The sequence below is a fragment of the Micromonospora sp. NPDC005161 genome (assembly GCF_053599855.1).
The window spans coordinates 74596-97836 of record NZ_JBSFYQ010000028.1 but is presented as its reverse complement, the minus strand read 5'-3'; the positions used below and the strand labels follow the sequence as shown (position 1 = coordinate 97836).

18 protein-coding genes and 1 pseudogene are annotated in these 23241 nt (G+C 73.3%); 7 read left to right on the top strand and 12 right to left on the bottom strand.

All coding sequences use genetic code 11. The annotated features are described in order from the left end of the window. Positions 1 to 180 precede the first annotated feature (180 nt). The gene (locus ACWD5O_RS24695; protein ID WP_354964675.1) at positions 181 to 1398 is read left to right on the top strand and encodes an NADP-dependent isocitrate dehydrogenase; all 1218 of its coding nucleotides are present in this window, start codon (positions 181 to 183) and stop codon (positions 1396 to 1398) included. A 326-nt stretch (positions 1399 to 1724) separates the two neighbouring features. Here the strand turns inward: ACWD5O_RS24695 and galT are convergent, their stop codons facing one another. The 3 genes from galT to cysC form a co-directional block, all read right to left on the bottom strand. Next, complete coding sequence (gene galT, locus ACWD5O_RS24690) at positions 1725 to 2801, bottom strand: galactose-1-phosphate uridylyltransferase (protein WP_450086684.1); 1077 nt, start codon at positions 2799 to 2801, stop codon at positions 1725 to 1727. After that, positions 2798 to 3622, bottom strand: a complete 825-nt coding sequence (locus ACWD5O_RS24685) for a DeoR/GlpR family DNA-binding transcription regulator (RefSeq protein ID WP_354964673.1) — start codon at positions 3620 to 3622, stop codon at positions 2798 to 2800. The genes galT and ACWD5O_RS24685 overlap by 4 nt, the downstream gene beginning before the upstream one ends. A 108-nt stretch (positions 3623 to 3730) precedes the next feature. Next, a complete protein-coding gene (cysC, locus tag ACWD5O_RS24680) occupies positions 3731 to 5260 on the bottom strand; it encodes an adenylyl-sulfate kinase (RefSeq protein WP_354964672.1) in 1530 nt (509 codons plus the stop codon). Positions 5261 to 5512: 252 nt separating this feature from the next. Between cysC and ACWD5O_RS24675 the strand changes: the two genes are divergently transcribed. From ACWD5O_RS24675 to ACWD5O_RS24655, 5 genes are all read left to right on the top strand, one after another. Further along, positions 5513 to 6427, top strand: a complete 915-nt coding sequence (locus ACWD5O_RS24675; RefSeq protein ID WP_450086683.1) for an ABC transporter ATP-binding protein — start codon at positions 5513 to 5515, stop codon at positions 6425 to 6427. Beyond that, the gene (locus ACWD5O_RS24670) at positions 6420 to 7325 is read left to right on the top strand and encodes an ABC transporter permease (protein WP_354964670.1); all 906 of its coding nucleotides are present in this window, start codon (positions 6420 to 6422) and stop codon (positions 7323 to 7325) included. Before ACWD5O_RS24675 ends, ACWD5O_RS24670 begins: the two co-directional genes overlap by 8 nt. Next, on the top strand, positions 7325 to 8236 hold the full coding sequence (locus ACWD5O_RS24665; RefSeq protein WP_354964669.1) for an ABC transporter ATP-binding protein: 912 nt from the start codon (positions 7325 to 7327) through the stop codon (positions 8234 to 8236). The genes ACWD5O_RS24670 and ACWD5O_RS24665 overlap by 1 nt, the downstream gene beginning before the upstream one ends. 1 nt (position 8237) lies before the next feature. Then, complete coding sequence (locus tag ACWD5O_RS24660) at positions 8238 to 8948, top strand: ABC transporter permease subunit (RefSeq protein ID WP_354964668.1); 711 nt, start codon at positions 8238 to 8240, stop codon at positions 8946 to 8948. Positions 8949 to 9041: 93 nt separating this feature from the next. Next, complete coding sequence (locus ACWD5O_RS24655; RefSeq protein ID WP_354964667.1) at positions 9042 to 9686, top strand: hypothetical protein; 645 nt, start codon at positions 9042 to 9044, stop codon at positions 9684 to 9686. Between the two features lie 46 nt (positions 9687 to 9732). Here ACWD5O_RS24655 and valS read toward each other — a convergent pair whose 3' ends face one another. The 9 genes from valS to ACWD5O_RS24610 form a co-directional block, all read right to left on the bottom strand. After that, entirely contained in the window at positions 9733 to 12297 is a 2565-nt protein-coding gene (valS, locus tag ACWD5O_RS24650) for a valine--tRNA ligase (RefSeq protein WP_450086682.1), read from the bottom strand. Between the two features lie 107 nt (positions 12298 to 12404). Continuing rightward, positions 12405 to 13970, bottom strand: coding sequence for a trypsin-like serine protease (locus ACWD5O_RS24645; protein WP_450086681.1), 1566 nt, complete (start codon positions 13968 to 13970; stop codon positions 12405 to 12407). 121 nt (positions 13971 to 14091) lie between these two features. Then, positions 14092 to 15969, bottom strand: a complete 1878-nt coding sequence (locus ACWD5O_RS24640) for an ABC transporter ATP-binding protein (protein ID WP_354964664.1) — start codon at positions 15967 to 15969, stop codon at positions 14092 to 14094. Next, positions 15966 to 17822: an ABC transporter ATP-binding protein gene (locus ACWD5O_RS24635; RefSeq protein ID WP_450086680.1), complete on the bottom strand. Its 1857-nt coding sequence runs from the start codon at positions 17820 to 17822 to the stop codon at positions 15966 to 15968. Before ACWD5O_RS24635 ends, ACWD5O_RS24640 begins: the two co-directional genes overlap by 4 nt. A gap of 37 nt (positions 17823 to 17859) precedes the next feature. Beyond that, a complete protein-coding gene (locus ACWD5O_RS24630) occupies positions 17860 to 18369 on the bottom strand; it encodes a methylated-DNA--[protein]-cysteine S-methyltransferase (RefSeq protein ID WP_354964662.1) in 510 nt (169 codons plus the stop codon). Continuing rightward, positions 18366 to 19862 carry a DNA-3-methyladenine glycosylase 2 family protein gene (locus tag ACWD5O_RS24625; protein WP_387327727.1) on the bottom strand — a complete coding sequence of 499 codons (1497 nt, stop codon included), beginning with the start codon at positions 19860 to 19862 and terminating at the stop codon, positions 18366 to 18368. The genes ACWD5O_RS24630 and ACWD5O_RS24625 overlap by 4 nt, the downstream gene beginning before the upstream one ends. A gap of 101 nt (positions 19863 to 19963) precedes the next feature. Continuing rightward, on the bottom strand, positions 19964 to 21406 hold the full coding sequence (locus ACWD5O_RS24620; protein WP_450086679.1) for an FAD-binding oxidoreductase: 1443 nt from the start codon (positions 21404 to 21406) through the stop codon (positions 19964 to 19966). Between the two features lie 214 nt (positions 21407 to 21620). Continuing rightward, the gene (locus ACWD5O_RS24615) at positions 21621 to 22073 is read right to left on the bottom strand and encodes a hypothetical protein (protein WP_354964659.1); all 453 of its coding nucleotides are present in this window, start codon (positions 22071 to 22073) and stop codon (positions 21621 to 21623) included. Continuing rightward, entirely contained in the window at positions 22070 to 22579 is a 510-nt protein-coding gene (locus tag ACWD5O_RS24610) for a SigE family RNA polymerase sigma factor (protein ID WP_354964876.1), read from the bottom strand. The genes ACWD5O_RS24615 and ACWD5O_RS24610 overlap by 4 nt, the downstream gene beginning before the upstream one ends. A gap of 137 nt (positions 22580 to 22716) precedes the next feature. Here ACWD5O_RS24610 and ACWD5O_RS24605 point away from each other — a divergent pair. Further along, positions 22717 to 23145, top strand: a pseudogene (locus tag ACWD5O_RS24605) (hypothetical protein); the annotation flags it as partial. Between the last annotated feature and the right edge of the window lie 96 nt (positions 23146 to 23241).

The following is a 23241-nucleotide window of genomic DNA, read 5'->3' as shown; positions in this document are numbered from 1 at the left end:
CGCGGTGACCGTGATAGACCCGAGGGTGCGGCTCAGTGGCATCGGGCGATGATGTCAGGAGACTTCTGCGCCGTGCAGCCCGGTTTCCGCCGGCCGGTCGAGGCCGGCTGGGGGCCGCCGGCCTGTTTCCAGTACGCTCGTACTGCTTGAGCACGTGTCCCCCGAGAGGAGCGCCGGCCGATGGCGAAGATCAAGGTAAACAACCCGGTCGTGGAGCTCGACGGCGACGAGATGACCCGGATCATCTGGAAGCAGATCCGGGAGCAGCTGATCCTGCCCTACCTCGACGTCGACCTGCACTACTACGACCTGTCGATCCAGCACCGTGACGAGACCGACGACCAGGTCACCATCGACGCCGCCAACGCCATCAAGGAGCACGGCGTCGGCGTCAAGTGCGCGACCATCACCCCGGACGAGGCCCGGGTGGAGGAGTTCGGCCTGAAGAAGATGTGGCGGTCGCCCAACGGCACCATCCGCAACATCCTCGGCGGCGTCGTCTTCCGTGAGCCGATCATCATGTCCAACGTGCCGCGGCTGGTCCCCGGCTGGACCAAGCCGATCATCATCGGCCGGCACGCCCACGGTGACCAGTACAAGGCCACCGACTTCGTCGTCCCCGGCCCCGGCAAGGTGACCGTCACCTACACCCCGGCCGACGGCGGCGCGCCGATGGAGATGGAGGTCGCCAACTTCTCCGGCGGCGGCATCGCCATGGGCATGTACAACTACGACGAGTCGATCCGGGACTTTGCCCGGGCCTCGTTCCGGTACGGCCTGGACCGCAACTACCCGGTCTACCTGTCCACCAAGAACACCATCCTCAAGGCGTACGACGGCCGGTTCAAGGACATCTTCGCCGAGGTGTTCGAGAACGAGTTCAAGGCCGAGTTCGCCGCCGCCGGCATCACCTACGAGCACCGGCTGATCGACGACATGGTCGCCGCCGCGCTCAAGTGGGAGGGCGGCTACGTCTGGGCCTGCAAGAACTACGACGGTGACGTGCAGTCGGACACCGTCGCGCAGGGCTTCGGCTCGCTGGGTCTGATGACCTCGGTCCTGCTCTCCCCGGACGGTCGTACCGTCGAGGCCGAGGCCGCGCACGGCACGGTCACCCGGCACTACCGGCAGTACCAGAAGGGCGAGAAGACCTCGACCAACCCGATCGCGTCGATCTACGCCTGGACCCGGGGCCTCGCCCACCGGGGCAAGCTGGACGGCACGCCGGCGGTGACCGAGTTCGCCAACACCCTGGAGCAGGTCATCGTCGACACCGTCGAGGGCGGCCAGATGACCAAGGACCTCGCGCTGCTCATCTCGCGGGACGCCCCGTGGCTGAGCACCGACGAGTTCATGAACGCGCTCGACGAGAACCTGGCGCGCAAGATCGGCGCCTGATCCACGCGTACCGCAGCAACGGAGCCCGTCGGCACCCGCCGGCGGGCTCCGGCGTGTCCGTGGTCGACACACCGCCCGCGTCACCCCGGCCGGCGCGCCTCGTTGACCAGGGTGGACGAGATGCCAGTCGCGTCCAGGAAGGTTGACCGCGGTCGACCCGCGGCATGCGTGCCGATCAGCCAGCCTTCCCGGCTGTGTCGAGCACAGCCAGCCGTCCCTTCCCTGCGGGGGGCCCTGTCCCGGGCCCCCCGCGCCCTGTCTCCCGGGTGTCAGGCGTTAGGAAGGGCCCCTTCCTATGCACCCGGCGTTAATAAGGGGCCCTTCCTTCAGGCGGCGCGCAGGAGGTCGGCGGCGCGTTCGGGGGAGATGTCGTTGATGAAGACGCCCATCCCGGACTCGGAGCCCGCCAGGTACTTCAACTTGTCCTTGGCGCGTCGGATGCTGAACAGCTGAAGGTGCAGGTGGCCCAGCTCGCGGTCGATCCGCACCGGCGCCTGGTGCCACGCGGCGATGTACGGCATCGGCATGTCGAACAGCCCGTCGAAGCGGCGCAGCAGGTCCAGGTAGAGCGGCCCGAAGGCGTCCCGCTCGCTGTCGCTGAGCGCCGGGATGTCCGGCACGACGCGGCGCGGCGCCACGTGCACCTCGAACGGCCAGCGGGCCGCCGCCGGCACGAACGCCGTCCAGTGCTCGTTCTCGACGACCACCCGGTCGCCGGCAGCGCGTTCGGCGGCCAGCACGTCCGCGTAGAGGTTGCCTCCGCCGGTCCGCTCGGCGTGCCGGCGTGCCGCGGCCATCAGCGCCCGGGTGCGCGGCGTCACGAAGGGGTACGCGTAGATCTGCCCGTGCGGGTGGTGCAGCGTGACACCGATCTCGACGCCCCGGTTCTCGAAGCAGAACACCTGCTCCACGCCGGGCAGCTCGCCGAGCACCTCGGTCCGGTCGGCGAGCGCGTCCAGAACGGTGCGGACCCGGCTCGGGGGGAGGCTCGCGAAGGAGGCGTTGTGGTCCGAGGTGAAGCAGACGACCTCGCACCGGCCGAGGCCCGGCCGGGCCGGCGTGAACGGGGTGATCTCCCCGGGCTCGTCGGTCACCCGGCCGCTCAGCGACGGGAAGCGGTTCTCGAAGACCACCACGTCGTAGTCGGGGGCCGGGATCTCGGTCAGGCGGTCGCCGACCGATGGGTCGAGCGGGCACTCGTTCGCTGGCGGGAGGAAGGTGCGGGTCTGCCGGTGCACGGCGACCGCCACCCACTCGTCGGTCAGCGGGTCGTAGCGCAGTTGGGACGCGGGGGGCGGCGGCGGAAGGTCCCGGCGGTCCGCCTGGTCGCGGACAGCGTCGTCGCGCTCGTCGAAGTAGATCAGCTCCCGGCCGTCGGCCAGGTCGATCGCGGTGCGCTTCACTGCGCCGTCCCCTCACTCGTCGGCGTGCGCGTCATGCGGCCCGCCCCCGTCGCCTTCACGATGATCAATTCGCCCACCTGTTCCTCGAGTACCTGTCGCGCGGGCGGAGGCAACCGGTCGTCGCTCACCAGGACGTGCGCCGCGGCCAGCTCGACGATCGAGGAGATGCCCACCGTGCCCCACTTGGTGTGGTCGGCGAGCACCACCAACCGGTCCGCCGCCGCGACCAGTGCCCGGTCGGTCTCCGCCTCCATCAGGTTCGGGGTGGTGAAGCCGGCCCGTTCGCTGATGCCGTGCACTCCGAGAAAGAGCAGGTCCAGGTGCAGCGTCCGGACGGCGTCGACCGCGAGCGGGCCGACCAGCGCGTCCGAGGGCGTGCGTACGCCGCCGGTGAGCACCACCGTCTGGTCCGGCCGGCCGCCGGCGTGCAGGATCTCGGCCACCGGCAGCGAGTTGGTCACGACGGTCAGGCCGGGCACGTCCACCAGCCTGCGGGCCAGCTCGGCGGTGGTGGTGCCGGCGGAGAGCGCGACCGCGGCACCCGACCGGACCAACTGGGCGGCCCGGTCCGCGATGGCGGCTTTCTCGGGCAGCTGGCGGACCGACTTGGCGTGGAAGCCCGGCTCGTCGGTCGAGCTCGGGCCGGCCGCCGTGGCGCCGCCGTGCACCTTGGCCAGCAGGCCGCGTTCGTGCAGCGCCTCCAGGTCGCGCCGGATGGTCATGTCGGAGACGCCGAACTCGGTGGCCAGCTCGGTCACCCGGACGCCGCCCGTCGACCGGACCCGCTCCAGGATGGCCGCCTGCCGCTGCTGAGCGAGCATCCGCCGTGCCTCCCGGGTCCACGTACTCTCACGCGGTCAAACGTGTTCCAACAAAGATGAACACTAGCGCGTAGCCGGTAGCGGTGGAAGGAACGGGGTACGGCCGGCTCAGGCGGACGGGGTCTTCATCTCCACCCAGCCGGTCTCGGTCAGGTGGTGCAGCACGGCCTGCACCGCCTCCGGCACGCTCAGATCGGTGGTGTCCACCACCAGGTCCGCGTCCGTCGGCTCCTCGTACGGGTCGTCGATGCCGGTCATGCCGGTGAGCAGGCCGGCCCGGGCGCGCGCGTACAGGCCCTTGCGGTCTCGCTGTTCGCACACCTCCAGCGGGGTGGCGACGTGCACCAGCACGAAACCGGCCCCCGCGGCCAGGGCCATCTCACGAGCGGTGGCGCGGGCCGCCGCGTACGGGGCGATCGGGCAGCAGATGCCCACCCCACGGTGCCGGGCCATCTCCGCGGCCACCCAGCCGATCCGTCGGACGTTGAGATCCCGGTCCGTCTTGCTGAAGCCCAGCCCGGCGGAGAGCTCCCGGCGCACCACGTCCCCGTCGAGCAGGGTCACCGTGCGGTCGCCGCTCTCGCGCAACACGTCCGCCAGGCCCCGGGCGATGGTCGACTTGCCGGAGCCGGAGAGCCCGGTCAGGAAGACCACGAGGCCCCGGTGCCGGCGCGGTGGCCGGGCCCGGGCCAGCTCCTTCGCCACCGCGGGCGGGGTGTGCCACTCCGGCAGCGGGAAGCCCCGGTCCAGCAGGTCGTCGATCTCCTCCTGCGTCAGCGCGAGACGGCGGTTGCGCGGCGGGATGTCCTCCCGCCAGCGCCACTGCCCGTCCCGGTTGTCGTACGCCAGCTCGCGCGGCACCAGCACCCGCAGCCCGGCTCCGGAGAGCATCTCCCCGGTGGAGAGCAGGTGGGTGACCCCGTACGCGGCGGAGACCCGTGCGCGCAGCAGCGCATCGGCGATCTCCTCCCGACGGTGCGACAGTGGCACCGCGACCAGGGTGGCCGGCGGCATCCGGTCCCGGGCGGCGAAGATGCTGCGCACCAGAGCCTCCGGCGGGAGCCCGGCGACGCCACCCTCACCGACCGGGATCATCACCAGCAGGTGCGCGGCCAGGGTGCGCGCGGCGTGGGCGATCTGGGCAAGCTGCGGCCGGTGCAGCGGCCGGTCGGCGATCACTCCGAGCACCCGGCCCGGCGGCAGCAGCGCGCGGACCTCCTCCGGGCTGCGGCGCAGTCGCTGGAACGGCCCGTGGCCACCGTCACCCAGCCGCCGGACTTGGCCGCCCACCCCGGCCACGCCGTCGCGTACCGGCCAGACGTCCGCCACGTCCAAGGCGGCCACCGGCGCGCCCTCGCCGTCGGTCAGCACCAGCGCCCGGCGGGCCGGATCGCGCGGATCGAAACCCTGGGCCAGCGCGGCGGGCAGTTGGAGGGCCACCGCGACCTGCCACGGCGTGCCGTCGGCCAGCCGCCCGCGTCGGCTGACCGAGACCAGATCGGCGCGGGTCATGAAGCCGGTCAGGGGGGCGTACGCGCCGGTCAGCAGCAGCTCAAGATCCGCGAGCTCGCCCGGACGCGGCGTGTACGCCGGCGCGTCCCGGAGCACCTCGTCGGGCAGCACCCAGCCGTTGCTCATCCACACCCCCCACTCGCTGACCGGCACACAGTTTCGCAGCCGACCGCCGATCGGTCGAGGCCGCCACTCCACGACCCGGCGGGCGGTCAGCGGCGGATCCGGCGACCCACCGCCGACCGCAGTCGGTTCCAGATCCACCGCTCGTCGCGGAATCGGGGCGGCGCACCCTAGGGGTCGGCCGCCGCGAGATCAGGGGAGTGCAGGGGGCGCGCCGGTGTCCGCGGGGGGCATCGACTCCCTACGCTGGGCATCGTGACACTGATCGCGACCCAGTCGCTCACCAAGACGTACGGAGGTCGGGTCACCGCGCTCGCCGACCTCACCGTCGCCGTCGAGCCGGGGATCATCGGCCTGGTGGGCGCGAACGGCGCCGGCAAATCCACCTTGATCAAGATCCTGCTCGGCCTGATCGCCCCGACCAGCGGTCAGGTCTCGGTGCTCGGTTTCGACCCGACCGCTGACCCGGCGGCGGTCCGCGCCCGGGTCGGCTACATGCCCGAGCACGACTGCCTCCCGCCGGACCTGTCCGCCGCCGAGCTGGTCACCCACCTCGGCCGGATCAGCGGCCTGCCGCGCACCGCGGCCCGCGAGCGGGCCTCCGAGGCGCTGCGGCACGTCGGGCTCTACGAGGAGCGCTACCGCCCGGTCGGCGGCTACTCCACCGGCATGAAGCAGCGGGTCAAGCTGGCGCAGGCGCTGGTGCACGACCCCGACCTGCTGCTGCTCGACGAGCCGACCAACGGCCTCGACCCGGCCGGCCGGGACGCCATGCTGGCGCTGGTGCACCGCATCGGCACCGAGTTCGGCATCTCCGTGCTGGTCTGTTCGCACCTGTTGGGCGAGGTGGAACGGATCTGCGACACGCTGATCGCCATCGACGGCGGCCAGCTGCTGCGCGCCGACCACATCTCCGCCATGACCTCGGCCACCGACGTGCTCGCCGTGGAGGTCAGCGAGGGCACCGAGGAACTCGCCGCCCGGCTCGCCGCGCTCGACCTGCCGGTGGCGCGGGACGGCCGGCTGCTGCTCGTGCCACTCGCCGACGACAGCACCTACGACCTGATCCTCGGCGCGGTCGCCGAGCTGGACCTGCCGCTGCACCGACTGGACCAGCGCCGGCACCGGGTGGCCGAACTCTTCGCCACGAGGGAGCTCTCCCATGCCTGAGCTGTCAACCGCCGCGGTGCGCTCCACGCCGACGGGCGTCATCCACGACATCGGCTACCAGCGCTACGAGGGTCCGCGGCTGGGCCGCCGGCACGTCTTCGGCGCGCTCTATCTGCACGGGCTGCGCACCGCGTTCGGGTTCGGGCGCAGCGCCAAGGCCAAGATCTTCCCCTGGCTGGTGGTCGGCATCGTCACCCTGGTCGCGGTGGCCCTGGCCGCCGTACGCAGCCAGATCGGCGAACCGGTCGCCACGTACGCCCAGTTCGCCGACTCGATGAGCTGGCTGGTCCTCTTCTTCGTCGCGGTGGCCGCGCCGGAGCTGGTCTCGCGGGACCTGCGCAGCGGGGTGCTGCCGCTGTACTTCTCCCGACCGCTGCCGCGCGGTGACTACGCGGTGGCCAAGCTGCTGGCGCTGGTCACCGCACTCTGGCTGCTGCTCGGCGGGCCCCAGCTGGTGATGTTCCTGGGCGCCGCGTTCACCACCAAGGACGGCATGCGCGGGGTCTGGAACGAGCTGCTCGACCTGCTGCCCGGGCTGCTCTACGCCGGGCTGTGGGCGGTGGTCTTCGCCTCGGTCGGGTTGCTGGTCGCGTCGCTGACCGGCAAGCGCGCGTTCGCCGCCGGTGGTGTGGTCGCCGTCTTCCTGATGACCACCCCGATCGTGGGCACGCTGAGCATCCTGCCGTCGCGTACGGCCAACGAGCTGGCCGGGCTGGCCTCGCCCTCCACCCTGGTGCAGGGCGTGGGCATCTGGTCGCTGGGCGATCTGCTCGTGGAGGGCGACCAGGGCGGCCCGTCGATCGGCGGCTTCGGCCCGGTCTACGCCCTGGCCGCGCTACTGCTGGTCGCCGGCGCGACCGCCCTCCTGCTGGCCCGCTACCGGAAGGTCGCCTCCTGATGAGCACGCTGAGCCTGACCGGGGTGTCCCGGTGGTACGGCAACGTGGTCGCCGTCAACGACATCAGCATGGCGCTCGGGCCGGGAGTGACCGGGCTGCTCGGCCCGAACGGCGCCGGCAAGACCACGCTCCTGCACATGATGGCCGGGTTCCTCGCCCCGTCGCGGGGCACCGTGACCCTCGACGACGAGCCGACCTGGCGCAACCCGAGCGTCTACCGCCGGCTGGGGCTGGTCAGTGAGCGCGAGGCGGTGCAGGGCTTCCTCACCGCGTACGAGTTCGTGCTGGCCAGCGCGAAGCTGCACCGGTTGGCCGATCCGGCGGCGGCGGCCCGGCGGGCCATCGACCTGGTGGAGCTGGAGTCCGCGCAGGACCGCCGGATCGGCACGTACTCCAAGGGCATGCGGCAACGGGCGCGGGTGGCCGCCGCGTTGGTGCACGACCCGCAGGTGCTGCTGCTCGACGAGCCGTTCAACGGGATGGACCCGCGCCAGCGACTGCACATGATGCAGTTGCTGCACACGCTTGGCGACGCCGGCCGGACCATCCTGTTCAGCTCGCACATCCTGGAGGAGGTCGAGCAGGTCTCCGGGACGGTGCAGGTGATGGTGGCCGGCCGACTGGCGGCCTCCGGCGACTTCCGGACCATCCGGCGGCTGATGACCAATCGCCCGCACGTCTTCGCGGTGCGCTCCACCGACGACCGGGCGCTGGCCGTCGCGCTGATCGCCGAGGATTCGGTGAGCGGCGTGGAGCTGGACCGCACCGGCCTGACCGTGCGCGCCGGCGACTACGGCGCCTTCACCCGGGCGCTGCCCCGGATCGCACTGACCCGGGGCATCCGGGTGCGCCAGCTGGTGCCGTCCGACGAGTCCCTGGAGAGCGTCTTCTCCTACCTGGTGGAGGCCTGACATGTCGACCATTACCTGGATCACCGCGCGCGGCCTGTTCGGCCGGCGGCGGTTCCTGCTGCTGCTCCCGCTGCCGCTGGTGCTGCTCGGGCTGGCCGTGCTCTGCCGGTCGCTGGGCGTCGACCCGGGCGAGTGGGGCCCGCCGGTGCTGGTCGGCCTCGGGTTGGCGGTGGTGCTGCCGGTGGTGGCGCTGATCATCGGCACCGGTGTGCTGGGCGCCGAGATCGACGACGGCACGGTGGTGCACATCCTGACCAAGCCGTTGCCGCGGTGGCAGATCGTGCTGCCCAAGCTCGCGGTGGCCGCCGGGGTCACCGCGGTCACCGTCGCGGTGCCGCTCTACGTGGCGGGCGTGCTGGCCGATTCGGTACGCCTCGGCCTGGCGCTGGCCGCCGCGGCGGCGCTCGGCGCGCTGGCGTACTCGGCGCTGTTCCTCGCGCTCAGCCTGGTCACTCGGCGGCCGGTGCTCCTCGGCCTGGTCTACGTGCTGATCTGGGAGGGGCTGCTGGGCAACTTCGTCAGCGGCACCAAGGTGCTCTCCATCCAGCAGTACGTGATCGCCCTCGCCGACCGGCTCGCCCCCACCGGGCTGCTGGAGACCACGGTGTCGGTGCCGGTGGCGGCGGTGATGACCGCGCTGGTCAGCATCGGCTTCACCGTGCTGGCCATCGACCGTCTGCGCTCGTTCAGCGTGGCCGGCGAGACGAGCTGAGGTCGGTGCGGCGCGGTCTTCCGGCCAGCCACCGTCCGGCGGTAGGGCTGGCCGGATGGACCGGGCGGGGCGTCGCGCGCCAGGCTGGTGGGCGTGAGCGTCGAAGCGGAGCGAGTGTCGTTGGCTGAGCCGTACTCCCGGAGCAGCCGGCCGTGGCTGACCAGCCTGGCGGTCGCCGGACTGGCCTGCGCCACCGTCGCGACGGCCGCCCAGGGCAGCGGACGGTTCCACTGGTGGGCCGGCTTCATCCTGATCCCGGGCGCGCTGATCGCGGCAAGCGGAGGGCCGCTGCTGGCCAGGGGTGGGGGCCGGGCCTTCGCCGGGTACGTCATCGCCTGCGTCGGCGCGCTGGTGTTCGCGGTGGGCGCGCTGTTGATGTTCAGCGTGATGGGCCGGGGTTGGCCGGTGCTGGTGACGTTGCCCTGCCTGGCGGTCGCCGGCACCTACCTGTGGCGGGCGGCCCACCCGCTGGCCCGTGGCCTGCACCGGGCGGTTGCCCTGCTCGCGCTCACCGGCGCGTTGCTCGGTCTGACCCTGCAACTGATCCGGGTGGATCTGATCCACCTGGAGACCGGCTGGTGGGGTGCGTTCCTGATGCTGGCCGGGGCGATCGTGCTGGGCAACGCCGTGGAACTGACCCGGCACCGGATGCCGTACCGGCTCCAGGCGATCACGTTGCTGGTCGGGCCGGCGGTGGTCTCGTTCCTGCTCGGCCTGCGCTTCCTGCGCGGCTGGTGAGCTGCTGGGAAGGTGCCCTCCCCGCGGAGGGCACCTTCCGCACCGGTCAGAAGGCGCAGGCGATGACGAGTTCCGGTGTGCGATCGGGGAGCAGATCGAGCTTGCCGATCCGGCCAGCCGCGCGCAGGTCGTCGGCGACCAGGGTGAGCTGGTCCAGCAGCGCCGCCGGGCCGAGCGCCTCGGCCAGCGGCACCTCCGCCTTCATCGACAGTTTCCGCTCCGACTTGGCCCGCCGCACCTGGCTCAGCGCGTCGCCGGCCAGCCGAAGCAGCGCCGGTTCGCCCGTTCCGTCGATCGTCCGGGCCACCTCGTGCGTGGTGGGCCAGGGCGCCCGGTGCACCGAGCCGTACCGCCACCAGGACCAGACCTCCTCGGTGACGTACGGCAGGACCGGGGCGAACAGCCGCAACTGCACCGACAGCGCCGAGGCCAGCGCGGCCCGGGCCGAGTCGGCCGCCGCTCCGGTGCCGTACGCGCGCTCCTTGACCAGCTCGATGTAGTCGTCGCAGAACCGCCAGAAGAACGCCTCGGTCACCTGCAACGCCGCGGTGTGGTCGTAGGAGTCGAAGGCGGCGCCCGCGGCGGTGACCACGGTGGCCAACTCGGCGAGCATGGCCCGGTCCAGTGGCGCGGTCGCCGGGGTGCGCAGCGCGTCCGCGGCCCCCAACCCGAGCGCGAACTTCGACGCGTTGAGCAGCTTGGTGGCCAGCCGCCGGCCGACCTTGATCTGCGCCCGGTCGAACGCCAGGTCCATGCCGGGCTTGCCGCTGGCCGCCCAGTAGCGCACCGCGTCCGAGCCGTGCTGCTCCAGCAGCGCCAGCGGGGTGACCACGTTCCCCTTGGACTTGGCCATCTTCTTGTGGTCCGGGTCGAGGATCCAGCCGGAGAGCACGGTGTCCCGCCAGGGCAGCACGCCGTGCTCGAAGTGCGAGCGGACCACACTGTCGAACAGCCAGGTCCGGATGATCTCCTGCCCCTGCGGGCGGAGGTCCATCGGGAAGATCTGGGCGAACAGCTCCGGGTCGGTCTCCCAACCGCCGACGATCTGCGGGGTCAGCGACGAGGTGGCCCAGGTGTCCAGCACGTCCGGGTCGCCGACGAAACCACCCGGCCGGCCGCGCTGCGACTCGTCGTAGCCGGGTGCCGGATCGGTGGATGGATCGACCGGCAGCGCGGACTCGTCCGGCGTGAGAGGCTGGGACCAGTCCGGCTCGCCAGCGTTGTCGAGCCGGTACCACACCGGCACCGGCACCCCGAAGAAGCGCTGCCGGCTGACCAGCCAGTCGCCGGTCAGGCCGCCCACCCAGTTGTCGTAGCGGTGCTTCATGTGCGTCGGCACCCAGTGCAGCTGTTCGCCCCGAGCCAGCAGCGTCGCCCGCAACTCGTCGTCCCGGCCGCCGTTGCGCAGGTACCACTGCCGGGTCGAGACGATCTCCAGTGGCCGGTCGCCACGCTCGTAGAACTTGACCGGGTGCGTGATCGGGCGTGGCTCGCCGAGCAGGTCGCCCGCGTCGGCGAGCATTCCGACGACCTCCCGGCGGGCGCCGTTGACGGTCTGCCCGGCCAGTGCCGCGTACGGCTGCGCCGGCACCCCGGCCGGCGGTTCGGGGAGCAGCCGGCCGTCCCGGCCGATCACCACCCGGGTGTCCAGCCGCAGCTCACGCCACCAGGTCACGTCGGTCAGGTCCCCGAACGTGCAGACCATCGCGACGCCGGTGCCCTTGGCCGGGTCGGCCAGCGGATGGGCGTACACCGGCACCTCGACGCCGAACAGCGGGCTGCGCGCCGTGCCGCCCACCAGGTCGGCGTACCGCTCGTCGTCGGGATGGCAGACGAGCGCCACGCAGGCCGGCAGCAGCTCGGGCCGGGTGGTGTCGATGAGCACCTCCCGCCCGCCGGGCGCGGTGAACCGCAGCCGGTGGTAGGCGCCGGGCCGCTCCCGGTCCTCCAGTTCGGCCTGGGCGACCGCGGTGGCGAAGCCGACATCCCACAGCGTCGGCGCCTCCGCCTGGTACGCCTCACCCCGGTGCAGGTTGCGCAGGAACGCCCGCTGGCTGGTCGCCCGAGCCACCCGGCCGATCGTGGTGTACGTCAGGGACCAGTCCACGGAGAGCCCGAGGCGCCGCCAGAGCGCCTCGAAGACCTGCTCGTCGGCGACGGTCAGCCGCTCGCACAGCTCGATGAAGTTGCGCCGCGAGATCGGGGTGGGGTCGCGGCGGGCGGCCTCGTCGACCGGGGTCGCGGGTGGCCGCCACACCGGGTCGTACGGCAGCGCCGGATCGCACCGGACCCCGTACACGTTCTGCACCCGACGCTCGGTGGGCAGGCCGTTGTCGTCCCAGCCCATCGGGTAGAAGACCGCCTTGCCACGCATCCGTTGGTAGCGCGCCGTCGTGTCGGTGTGGGTGTACGAGAAGACGTGTCCCATGTGCAGCTCGCCCGATACGGTCGGCGGCGGGGTGTCGATCGAGTACACGTCGACACGCCTCTTCGAGCGGTCGAACGCGTACGTGCCCTCCTCCTGCCAGCGGCGCGCCCAGCTCTCCTCGAGCCCGTCCAGGGTCGGACGCTCGGGGACGCCGGCGCGGGCCGTCCTCGCCGTTTCGGTCATCCTGCGATCGTAGGCAGGCTCCAACGGCCGGACCACGGGTTAACCCGCGTGCCACGATGGATTTCGTGCCTGCGCCTCCAATGACCGGAGGGAGGGGGTCGGCCCCGTCACCGGGCGACCGGGCCGGCGACCGGGCCGGAGGTGGCCAGTCGGATCCGCAGCCTCCCGTCGCTGCGGGCGTTCGCCCGCTCCAGGATCGTGGAGATCGGGGCGTAGGAGTTCCGCTCGTTCTCGTTGGTGCAGGCGCCCTCTCCCGGGTCGCCGTTCGAGAGGATGCCCAGCGCCTTGCCGTCGGCCTCGGTGAACAGCGGGCCGCCGCTGTCGCCCGGCCGGGCACAGATCCGGACGTCGATGCCACCGCTGCTCTTGCCGGTGATCTCGCCGCACCGGGTGCCGGGCACGTAACCGGCGCCGGCGCCGGAGTCGACGTACTGCTCACCGGACTTCGGGGTGTACGCCGAGCCGGTCGCGCAGACCACCCAACCGGTCTGGATGGCGCTCCACGGCACGTAGCCGGTGATCCGCACGTCCCGGCTGCCGCTGGTGGCGCACCGCGGGTTGTCCGCGACACACCAGTAGTTGACCAGGCTGGGCGTGCTCGTGGCGCCGCGCGGGTACGCCCACCGGGGGAGAGCCCCGGGCTGGTACGGCATGATCGCGTAGTCGTACGGGTAGGCGTTCTCGGCCAGGCTCGGGTTCGGCGCCTCCACGTTCACCGGCACCTTCGGGCCGAGGAACTGGTGCCAGGTCCGGTCCACCTGCTGGTGCCGTCCGCCGACGACGCAGTGCCCCGCCGTCAGCACGTACGCGTCGCGCACTCCGACGATGAGGTTGAAGCCGGTGGTGCAGCCGCCGACGGTGCCGTCGTCGCGCGGCACGTCCAGGCGGATGCCGCCGCGCATCGGCGCTTGCGGGCAGTAGCGCGGGTCGCACGCCTTCTGCACGTTGGTCGCGGGGGTCCGGGCCTGGGTCCGGGTCGGCACCCCGGCGGCGCGGCGCGCCTCGGCCAGCCGCGGTTCGTCCGCCGTGATCCGGTCGCCGGTGAGCACCACGACCTCGTTGGCCTGATGATCCACCACCACGTCCGAGGGGGACGCGTCGAGCGCGGCGGCGACACCGGCCGCGGCCTCGACGAGCTGATTCAGCGTGTGCCGCACGGCGACCACCCGGACGTGCGCCGGGTCCGGTACGTCGGCCACGCCCGCCTGGACCGCCGCGACGTCGGTCGCTCCGATGGTGAGCACGCCACCGGCCGCCTGGTCGAGCCACATGCCGCCGTACGAGTGCGGGACCTGCTCGGTCAGCCGCGCGTCCAGGGGCGCGGAAAGCTCCTGGAGGGCGAGCCGGCGTGCCGCCTCGGTCGCGGAGATCCGGTAGCGGTCCCGCAGGTACGCGACCGAGGCAGGCGCCGCCTCAGCCACCACCTTGGCCGGTCGGGAGCGTACCGGCCCGGAAACGGCCTTCGACTCCGTCGCGGTCTTCGTGTCCGGTGCGGGCGCGGCTGCACCGGACGCGGTCGCGCCGGGTGGCGCGGTCGGTCCGCTGGCTGTCGCGCTGCCCAGCCCCTCCTCGGCCGCGACCGCGGTCACCGCGCGGCGCTCGGCCGCGTCCCCACTGGTCACCGCGACAGTGGCCCCGACCAGGCCGGCGACAGCCAGTCCAGCCACGATCATGCGTCCCCGTGTGCGCACCCCCGTGCCCTCCCCGTGCGTTCGTCGGTGCCCGGCCGGAACAGAGCAGTCGTCGTTGCCGACCGCGCCGGGCGAAACCGAGATAGACGAGCCGTGATTGTAGCTACAGGAGCGACTCCCGCCACTGCCGGTGCAGGGCGGCGTACCGGCCACCGGCGTCGGCGAGCTGGCCGGGCGGGCCGTCCTCGACGATCCGTCCGCCGTCGAGGACGAGCACCCGGTCGGCGGTCTCCACGGTGGAGAGTCGATGCGCGATCACCAGGGCGGTCCGGTCCCGCAGGATGGTGCCGAGCGCCCGCTGCACCAGCCGCTCGGTCGGCACGTCCAGCGAGGACGTCGCCTCGTCCAGGATCAGGACGGTCGGATCGGCCAGGAACGCCCGGGCGAACGCGACCAGCTGCCGCTGCCCGGCGGAGAGCCGGCCGCCGCGCCGGTGCACCTGGGTGCCGTACCCCTCGGGCAGCGCGGCGATGAACTCGTGCGCGCCGATCGCCTGGGCGGCGGCCTGCACCGCGGCGTCGTCGGCGTCCGGTCGGCCGAACCGGATGTTCTCCGCCACGGTGCCGCTGAACAGGTGGTTCTCCTGGGTCACCAGCACCACCGCCCGCCGGAGGTCGGCGTCGCTCACCTCGCGCAGGTCGGTCCCGTCCAGCCGGACCGTGCCGGCGTCCGGGTCGTGGAACCGGGCCACCAGCTTGGCGATGGTCGACTTGCCCGCGCCGGTCGTCCCGATCAGCGCGACGGTCTGCCCGGCCGGCACGGTCAGCTCCAGCCCGGCGAGGATCGGGGTGTCCGCGCGGTAGCCGAAGGAGACCGCCCGAAAGGTCAGCTCGCCGCGGCCGGCGCCGTTCGGCAGCGGCACCGGCCGGGCCGGCTCGGCGACCGCCGGCCGCTCGTCCAGCACCCCGGCCAGCTTCTCCAGCGCGGCGGTGGCCGACTGGAGCGAGTTGTAGAACTGGCTGAGCTCCTGCATCGGCTCGAAGAAGCGACGCAGGTAGAGCAGGAACGCGGCGAGCACCCCGACCTCGGTCCGTCCGCCGAGCACCCGCCAGCCGCCGTAGCAGAGCACCACCGCCACGGCGACGTTACCGATCAGCTTGATCGCCGGGGAGTACGTGGCGATCAGCCGGAACGCGTGCAGGCTGCTCGACCGGTAGTCGTCACCGAGCGCCTCGAAGATCCGCTGGTTACGCGGCTCCCGGCGGAACGCCTGCACCGCCCGGATGCCCCGCATCGACTCGACGAAATGCACGATGACCAGCGCGACCGCCTCCCGGGTCCGCCGGTAGGCGCTGGCCGACGCCCGCGCGAACCAGCGCGAGAGCCAGAACAGGAAAGGGAAGGCGAGCAGCGTCACCGCGGCCAGCGGCAGGTCCAGCCAGAGCAGGATGGCGGCCACCGACAGGATGGACAGCCCGGCGAGCACCAGGCTGTCGATCCCGCCGTCGACCAGCTCGGCGATCGAGTCGAGGTCACTGGTGAGTCGGGAGACCATCCGGCCGGAGGTGTACCGCTCGTGGAAGCCCACCGACAGCCGCAGGAAGTGCCCGAACACCCGCTGCCGCAGGTCCAGCAGGACGGCCTGGCCGATCCGGGCGGACAGCGTGAGGAAGCCGCGCCGGGCCGCGTACTCGGTCACCGCGGCGGCGGCGAACGCCCCGGCGACGGCGGCCAGCGGGCCGGGGTCGCCGGCCCGCAGCGGTGCGATGGCCCGGTCGATGCCGATCATGACCAGGTACGGGCCGGCCATCGCGGCGGCGTTCTGGGCCAGCAGCAGGCCGACCGCGGCGGCGAGTCGCCCCCGGTGCGGGCGGAGCAGGTCGGCCAGCAGTGCCCGGCTGTGCCGGCGCAGCCGGGCCACCGCCTCGGGGGTGCTCTCCTCGGCCCGGCTGCGGTCGGCCTCCGGGTCGGTGGCCGTCCCGCGCCAGCGGGCCAACTCCGGCTTTTCCCCGGGTGGATCGGCCTGCTCCGGCACGCTCACGAACGCACCAGCCCCCGCCCGTCCGCGGTGGGCGCCGCGGGCGCGGCGGCTCCGGCTGGCGGCGGCTGCCCGGCCGGCGGCTCGGCAGCCAGCAGGGCACGGTACGCCGGTACGGTGGCCAGCAACTCGGAGTGCCGGCCGATCGCGGTGATCCGCCCGCCGTCGAGCAGGGCTACCCGGTCGGCCAGTGCGATCGTCGACGGCCGGTGCACCACCAGCAGCGCGGTGCTGTTCCGCAGCACCCGCCGCAGCGCCGCCTCGACCAGCCCCTCGGTGTGCACGTCGAGGGCGGACAGCGGGTCGTCCAGCACCAGCAGCGCCGGGCGACCGAGCACCGCCCGTGCCAGCGCCAGCCGCTGGCGCTGGCCCCCGGAGAGGGACAACCCCTGCTCACCCACCCGGGTGGCCAACCCCCACGGCAGGTCGTACGCGAAGTCGGCCTGGGCCAGCGCCAGAGCGGCCCGGACCTCGTCGTCGCCGGCGTCCGGGCGTCCCAGGGTGAGGTTCTCCCGCACCGACATGGAGAAGAGCGTCGGCTCCTCGAACGCCACGCCGACCAGTCGGCGCAGCGAGTCGAGCCGCAGCTCACGTAGGTCGTGACCGTCCAGCGTGATCCGACCGCCGGTCACCTCGTGCAGCCGGGGCACCAGGGAGAGCAGCGTGCTCTTGCCGCTGCCGGTGGCGCCGACCAGCGCCAGCGTCTCGCCCGGCTCGATGCTGAGGTCGATCTCGCGCAGCACCGGCGTGGTCGTGCCCGGGTAGCGGAACGCGACCCGTTCGAAGCGGAGTCGGCCGTGGACCGCGTCGCGGGGCAGGGCGAGCGCGCCGGGGGCGTCCATGATCTGCGGCGGGGTGTCCAGCACCTCCTGGATCCGGTCGGCGGCGGTGGCGGCCTCCTGGCCGTTGGCGATGATCCAACCCAGTGACTGCACCGGCCAGATGAGCATCAGTTGGAGGCTGACGAACGCGACCAGCTCGCCGATGGTGAGCGCGCCCCGCGCGGCGGCGGCCGCCCCGGCCACCAGCACCACGCCGAGGGTCAGGTTGGGCACCAGGTCGAGCAGCGCCGCGGTGTTGGCCAGCAACCGGCCCTTGGCCACGCCGGTGTCGTGCAGCGTCCGGGCGCCGCCGGCGAAGCGGGCGGCCAGCTCGACCCCCCGGCCGTACGCCTTCATGGTGCGCAGGCCCTGCGCGGTCTCCTCGACCAGGGTCGCCACGTCGCCCTGCTGGTCCTGCATCCGGCGGGACGCGGCGTGGTATTGCCGGCCGAACCGGCGGCTGATCAGCAGCAGTGGCACCGCGCTGGCCGCGACCAGCAGCCCGAGCGCCGGGTGCAGGTGGATCAGCAGCAGCACCACCACCAGGTAGGTGGTCAGGTTGAGCACCAGGAAGAACACGCCGAAGGAGAGGAATCGCCGGATCACCGAGAGGTCGCTGGTGATCCGGGAGAGCAACTGGCCGGACTGCCAGCGATCGTGGAAGCTGGCCGGCAACCGTTGCAGATGTGCGTAGACGTCGGCGCGCAGCGCCGCCTCCATGCCCACCGCCGAGGAGGACTGCACCCAGCGGCGGATGAAGATGAGCACCGCCTCGACGACGCCGAGCAGCAGCGCCAGGCCACCGAGCTGGAGCAGGCCGGCGGGATCGTGCCGGGCCACCGGCCCGTCCACCACCCGCTGCACCACCAGCGGTACGGCGATTCCGGCCGCGGTGCCGGCGAGCCCGGCGACCAACAGCCAGGCGAACTCGGTGGTGTACGGGCGCAGGTAGCGGCGCAGCCGCCAGAGGTTGTGCACGGGGTGGGGGCCCGCGGCGACCCGGGCGGCCGGGTCGCCGTCGCTCTCCACAGGCACTACCCGACGGTAGCGTCAATGGGTGTCGATGCTTGTGTCAGGTTGTTGTCAACCGCCGTTCATGACCGAGAAGCCACTTCTTCACGTCCAGCCCCCAGCGGTAGCCGCCGAGCGTGCCGTCGGTACGCAGCACCCGGTGGCAGGGCACGAACAGCGCCACGGCGTTACGGGCGCAGGCGGCCGCGGCGGCCCGCACCGCCGGCGGCCGGCCGGCCAGCGCGGCGTACCCGGTGTAGGTGACCGGGGTGCCCGGCGGGACCTCGCGCAGCACCTGCCAGGCGTGGGCCATGAACTCGCCACCGGTGCTCTGCCGCACCGGCACCGCGTCGATGGCGGTGAGGTCACCGTCCAGGTAGGACCGGACGGCCACGCTGACCGGGCCGAGGTCGGCCCGCGCTCGTAGTGGCGCCCGCAGGGTGGGGTGGACCAGGGGCAGCAGTGCCGCCGGATCGGGGGTGAAGCCGGCTGCCCGGACCTCACCGTCCGGACCGGCGATGATGCTCAGCGGGCCGGTCGGTGTGCTCAGTACGGTGCTGTCGATGCTCATGCCGCTCTCCAGAGTCTGATCGTGGCGTAGGACCGCCAGGGGCGCCAACGTTCGGCGTACGCGTCGAGGGTCTTCGAGGTGTCGGGCAGGCCGAGCGCGGTCGCGCCGCGCCGGACCGCCAGGTCGGTGGGGAGCAGGACGTCCGGGTCGCCGAAGGCGCGCATGGCCAGGTAGCCGGCGGTCCACGGGCCGATGCCGGGCAGCGCGAGCAGCCGCCGGGCGGTCTCCTCCCGGTCGCCGCCCGACGCGAGGTCCAGCTCCCCGTCGGTCACGGCCCGCGCCAGGGTGCGTACCGTCTCCCGCCGCCCGGCCGGCATCCCGAACCCCGCATCCGGCACCCCCAGCAGCTCCTCCGCGGTGGGAAAGCCGCGGAGACTCCCCGGAGGCTCACCGCGTTGGTCATGAGGCGGGCCGGGGGTTCGATCTCCGTCCGGCCCGCCGACCTCATGGTCGGTGCGGTCGCGGGCGGCCAGCAGGCGGGTGAGGGTGGTGCGGGCGGAGGTGACCGAGACCTGCTGGCCGATGATGGCGCGGACCGCCAGCTCGAAGCCGTCCACCGCACGGGGGACCCGGATGCCGGGTTCGGCGGCGACCGCCGGGGCCAGAGCCGGGTCGGCGGCGAGCGTGGCGTCGATGGCGACCGGGTCCGCGTCCAGGTCGAGCAGCCGGCGGCAACGGGCCACCGCCGGTGCCAGGTCGCGCAGGTCGGCCAGGCGCAGCGTCGCCGCCACGTGCCCGTCCGCCGGGGTCAGCGCCACCTGGCCGGCACCGTGCGGCAACCGCAACCCCCGGTGGTACGTCCCGTCGCGGACCTCCTCCACCCCGGGCAGCGCCCGCACCGAGAGGAAGTCCAGCAGCGCCCGGGCGTGCAGCGGCGGACGGTACGCCAGTCGGAGCGTGATCGTCCCCGCGCCGGCCGGCGCCTGGTGCCGGCCACGGGCCGCCCGCAGCTCGGACGGGGCGGTCGCGTACACCTCGCGGACCGTGTCGTTGAACTGCCGCACACTGCCGAAGCCCGCGGCGAACGCGATCTCGGCCATCCCGAGGCCGGTCGTCTCGATCAGGATCCGGGCGGTCTGCGCCCGCTGGGCCCGGGCCAGCGCGAGCGGCCCGGCGCCCATCTCGGCGCGCAGCATCCGGTGCAGGTGCCGCTCGGTGTAGCCGAGCCGGGCGGCCAGCCCGGGGACGCCATCCCGGTCGACCACCCCGTCGGCGATCAGTCGCATCGCCCGGCCGACCACGTCGGCGCGGACGTCCCACTGGGGCGAGCCGGGTGCGGCGTCCGGGCGGCAGCGGCGGCAGGCGCGCAGCCCGGCGCCCTGCGCCGCAGCCGCGGACGGGAAGAACCTGACGTTCCGCCGCTTGGGGGTGGTCGCGGGGCAGGACGGCCGGCAGTAGATCCCGGTCGACGTCACGCCGGTGTAGAACCAGCCGTCGAACCGCTGGTCACGGCTGTCCACTGCCCGGTAGCACCGCTCGAAGTCCATCTCCACGTCACCGATGATGCCCCGATCCCCGGGCGATCGGCTGGCGGGAATCGGACTTGGCCATGCGGGCCCCGAACACCGGCACCAACCGATGGTCCGCCCAGCGTTCAGCGGCGGCGCCGATGCGGCTGGCCGGACCGGCCGGACCGGCCGGACCGTCCGGCCCCTTCGGCCGGGTCGGGCCGGGCCACCCGCTCGACTGGGGCGGGCCTGGCGCTCAGCAGGGCCGGCCGGAACACGCCGTCCGGGTCGTACCGCCGCCACAGCCGGCGTACCCGGGCACCGGTCGCACCCGGGTAGATCCGGGCGAACGCCGCCGGGTCCGGCCGGCTCTCGAAGTTGAGGTAGGCGCCGTCGGCCCGGCCGGCGGCACCCCGCCAGGCGGCGTCCAACGCCGCGCCACCCTGCGGAGGGAACACCGAGGCGATTACCAGGGTGCTCTGGTGCCGATGCGGGTAGGCGGTCGCTTCCGGGGCGACGTCGTTGATCGCTCCGCCCACCGAGCGGAGCTGGATCACCGCCCGCCCGGTGACCGCCCGCATCACCGCCCGCGCACCGGCCTCGCCCAGCTCGGTGAACAGACCGTTGGTGGTCGTGCCCCGCTGTTGCCCGACGTTCGGGTGCAGGTGCGCGGTCGGCACCAGGGTCGGGTAGGGCAGCAGGTCGGTCCGGTGTTCGAGCACCTTCCCGATGGCCAGCAGCGGCTCCACCAGGGGCCGGGCCCGGCGCAGGCTCTCGGCGGCCACCACGGCGGTGACGGACATGAGGGCCGACCGCCCCTCCGCGAACAGCACGGCGGCCGCGGACAGCTCCCGGGGGGCCTGCGCCAGATAGCCCGCCCACTCCCGGACGGTGCGGCCGTCCGGGTGGGCCTCGATGACGAGCTGCGCCACCCCGACGTTGCGTTGCTCGGTGGCCTCGATCTCGAACGCCACCACGATCCCCGCCCCCGCACCGGCGCCCCGCACCAGCCAGAACAGCTCCGGCTCGTGCTCCGCGTCCGCGCGCACCAGCGTCCCGTCCGCGAGCACCACCTCCACGGCACGGACGCGGTCGATGGTGAGGCCGTAGGAGCGGACCAGCCAGCCGACGCCACCGCCGGTGGCCAGGCCGCCGACGCCGACGTTGCCGTGGTCACCCGAGCTGATCACCAGACTGTACGGGGCCAGCGCCGCCGCGACGTTCGCCCACCGGGCGCCGGCCTCGACCCGGACCAACCCGGACCGTTCGTCGAGAACCCGCACCCGGTTGAGCATGGACAGGTCGATGACCAGGCCACCGTTGTTGGAGGAGGCGCCGGAGAGGCCGTGTCCGCCGCTGCGGACGGCGATCGGCAACCGCTGCTCCCGCGCGTACCGGATCGCGGCGACCACCTGCGTGGCGTTCTTCGGCAGCAGGACGCCCGCCGGCGAAGCCGTCGTGGTGTACGTCGAGCGCAGCTGCGCGTACCTGCGGTCGCCTGGTGTGACGATCTGCCCGGTGAGCAAGTCGGGCACCCGGGCCAGGGCGCGGCGCAGACCGGAGGCGGGCCGGTGTCCTGAATCGGTCATGGCCCAAGAGTGGGCGGTCGCACCTGCCCCGACAAACTCGCGTTGGCCATTGAGCCTGTTCGCCGGGATGCGGGAGCGCGCCGGTTCGGGAAACAACCGCGCGAGGGTGACCGGGATCTCGGTCTGACCGCTCGCACGGCGGCTCACGGAGCTGGTGGGCGATGGCGGCCGGCCGGTCAGATCGGGCGGCAATGCCCGACCTGACCGGATCTGATCAGCTCGGCCGGCCCGGTACCCCGGGCGGACCGGGCGGACTCGGCTCGACGGTCGGACGCGCCGGCGTCGGCGTCGGCAACCCGGGTACCCCGGGCGGGCCGGGCGGACTCGGCTCGACGGTCGGACGCGCCGGCGTCGGCTCGCCGGGTACGCCGGGCGGGCTGGGTACGGCGTCCGGCGCGGACGGGGTGGGCGCGGGCAGGCTGGGCACGACCGAAGGGCTCGGGCTGGGCGCGGCCGGCCGGGGTTGGTCCGACCCGGTCCCGGCGAGGGCGAACGGGGCGGCGATCAGGACGGCCACGAGGGTGCCCACCGCCCCCATGGTCACGGTGGCACGGCGCCGGTTGCGCACCCGCCGTTCCGCTCGGCTCAACTGGTCATGCACGATCGGTGCCTCCTCGGCCAGGTCGGTGAGGGTGGAGCGGATGAGGCGCTCGAAGGGATCGGTCATCGCCGTACCTCCAGCATTGCGACCTCCGGCAGCAGCTCCCGCAGTCGGCTGACGGCCCGGTGGGTGCGGCTGCGCACCGTGCCCACCGAGCAGCCGAGCAGCTCGGCCACCCGCGCTTCGGGCAGGTCCTCGTAGTAGCGCAGGACCACCACCGCCCGCTGCGCCGGTGGCAGGTGGCGCAGTGCGGCACGCATCGCCAGCCGCACGTCCGACCCGCCGCTCGGGTCGGCGCCCACCGGTTCGTCCGCCGGGTTGAGCGGCGTCTCCCGCCACCGCCGCAGTCGCCGCCACCAGCTGATCTGCTCGCGGTACATCACCACGCGCAGGTACCCCTCGGGGTCGGCGTGCCGGATGGTTCCCCACTTCGGGATGGTCCGTGCCAGCGCCGACTGGAACAGATCCTCGGCGGCGTTGCGATCCCCGGTCAGCAGGTACGCGACCCGCAGCAACGCCGGTGTCCGGCTGGCGACGAACTCGGCCAACCGGGCGCGCTCGTCCTCGTCCACCCACCACCCCGTTTCGTTGTCACCCATACAGACGCCCCAGGTCATCCTCGCTATCCACGTTCGGTGCGGCTTTTCCGCCCGGAAGTGTCGGTCGTGGCGGGTAACGTCCGGCCACCAACTCAAGAAGGGGTGCGGTGATGGCGAGCGTGGCGGGTCGGGCGGCGGCATCGACACGGGACGCGTTCCCGCCGCTGCCCCGCGCGGTGGTGCAGTCCTTCTACCGCCGGATGCGGGCCGTGGCGCCGGCCGCCGTCGGCGCGATCGAGCGGGACCGGGCGGCCGACGTCGAGCGGGCCTTCGCCGACACCGCCTGCGGCAGGCTGGCCCGCTCACTCGACGACGCGGGCCTGCGTGCGCTCGGAATGTGGACGCACCACTGGTGCATGCGCTTCTACGACGACGACACCCGGGTTGGCCGGCGGCTGGTCCAGGAGATCGCGGTCCGGCCGGGGCTGGGCTGGACGGCCGACGAGGTGCGCTGGATGCTGCGCGAGTCGGTCTCGGCCGGCCCGGCCGCCGCCGAACGGTTCACCCTGCCTCGGGCCGCCGCCGCGCAACTGCCCCCGGAGGAACGGCCGTTCGGGGAGCTGCCCCCGGGTCACTGGCCGGAGAGCGAGCCGGCCGAGGGCCAGCGCACCGCCAAACCGGTTGAGGGGCATCCC

Bases quoted from the DNA above. Each gene is read 5' to 3' on its own strand.
- ACWD5O_RS24660 (WP_354964668.1), top strand. From the start codon at position 8,238: ATGTCGACCATTACCTGGATCACCGCGCGCGGCCTGTTCGGCCGGCGG.
- ACWD5O_RS24630 (WP_354964662.1), bottom strand. From the start codon at position 18,369: ATGAGCATCGACAGCACCGTACTGAGCACACCGACCGGCCCGCTGAGC.
- ACWD5O_RS24670 (WP_354964670.1), top strand. From the start codon at position 6,420: ATGCCTGAGCTGTCAACCGCCGCGGTGCGCTCCACGCCGACGGGCGTC.
- ACWD5O_RS24615 (WP_354964659.1), bottom strand. From the start codon at position 22,073: ATGACCGATCCCTTCGAGCGCCTCATCCGCTCCACCCTCACCGACCTG.
- ACWD5O_RS24645 (WP_450086681.1), bottom strand. From the start codon at position 13,970: ATGATCGTGGCTGGACTGGCTGTCGCCGGCCTGGTCGGGGCCACTGTC.
- ACWD5O_RS24685 (WP_354964673.1), bottom strand. From the start codon at position 3,622: ATGCTCGCTCAGCAGCGGCAGGCGGCCATCCTGGAGCGGGTCCGGTCG.
- ACWD5O_RS24695 (WP_354964675.1), top strand. From the start codon at position 181: ATGGCGAAGATCAAGGTAAACAACCCGGTCGTGGAGCTCGACGGCGAC.
- ACWD5O_RS24620 (WP_450086679.1), bottom strand. From the start codon at position 21,406: ATGACCGATTCAGGACACCGGCCCGCCTCCGGTCTGCGCCGCGCCCTG.
- cysC (WP_354964672.1), bottom strand. From the start codon at position 5,260: ATGAGCAACGGCTGGGTGCTGCCCGACGAGGTGCTCCGGGACGCGCCG.
- valS (WP_450086682.1), bottom strand. From the start codon at position 12,297: ATGACCGAAACGGCGAGGACGGCCCGCGCCGGCGTCCCCGAGCGTCCG.
- ACWD5O_RS24665 (WP_354964669.1), top strand. From the start codon at position 7,325: ATGAGCACGCTGAGCCTGACCGGGGTGTCCCGGTGGTACGGCAACGTG.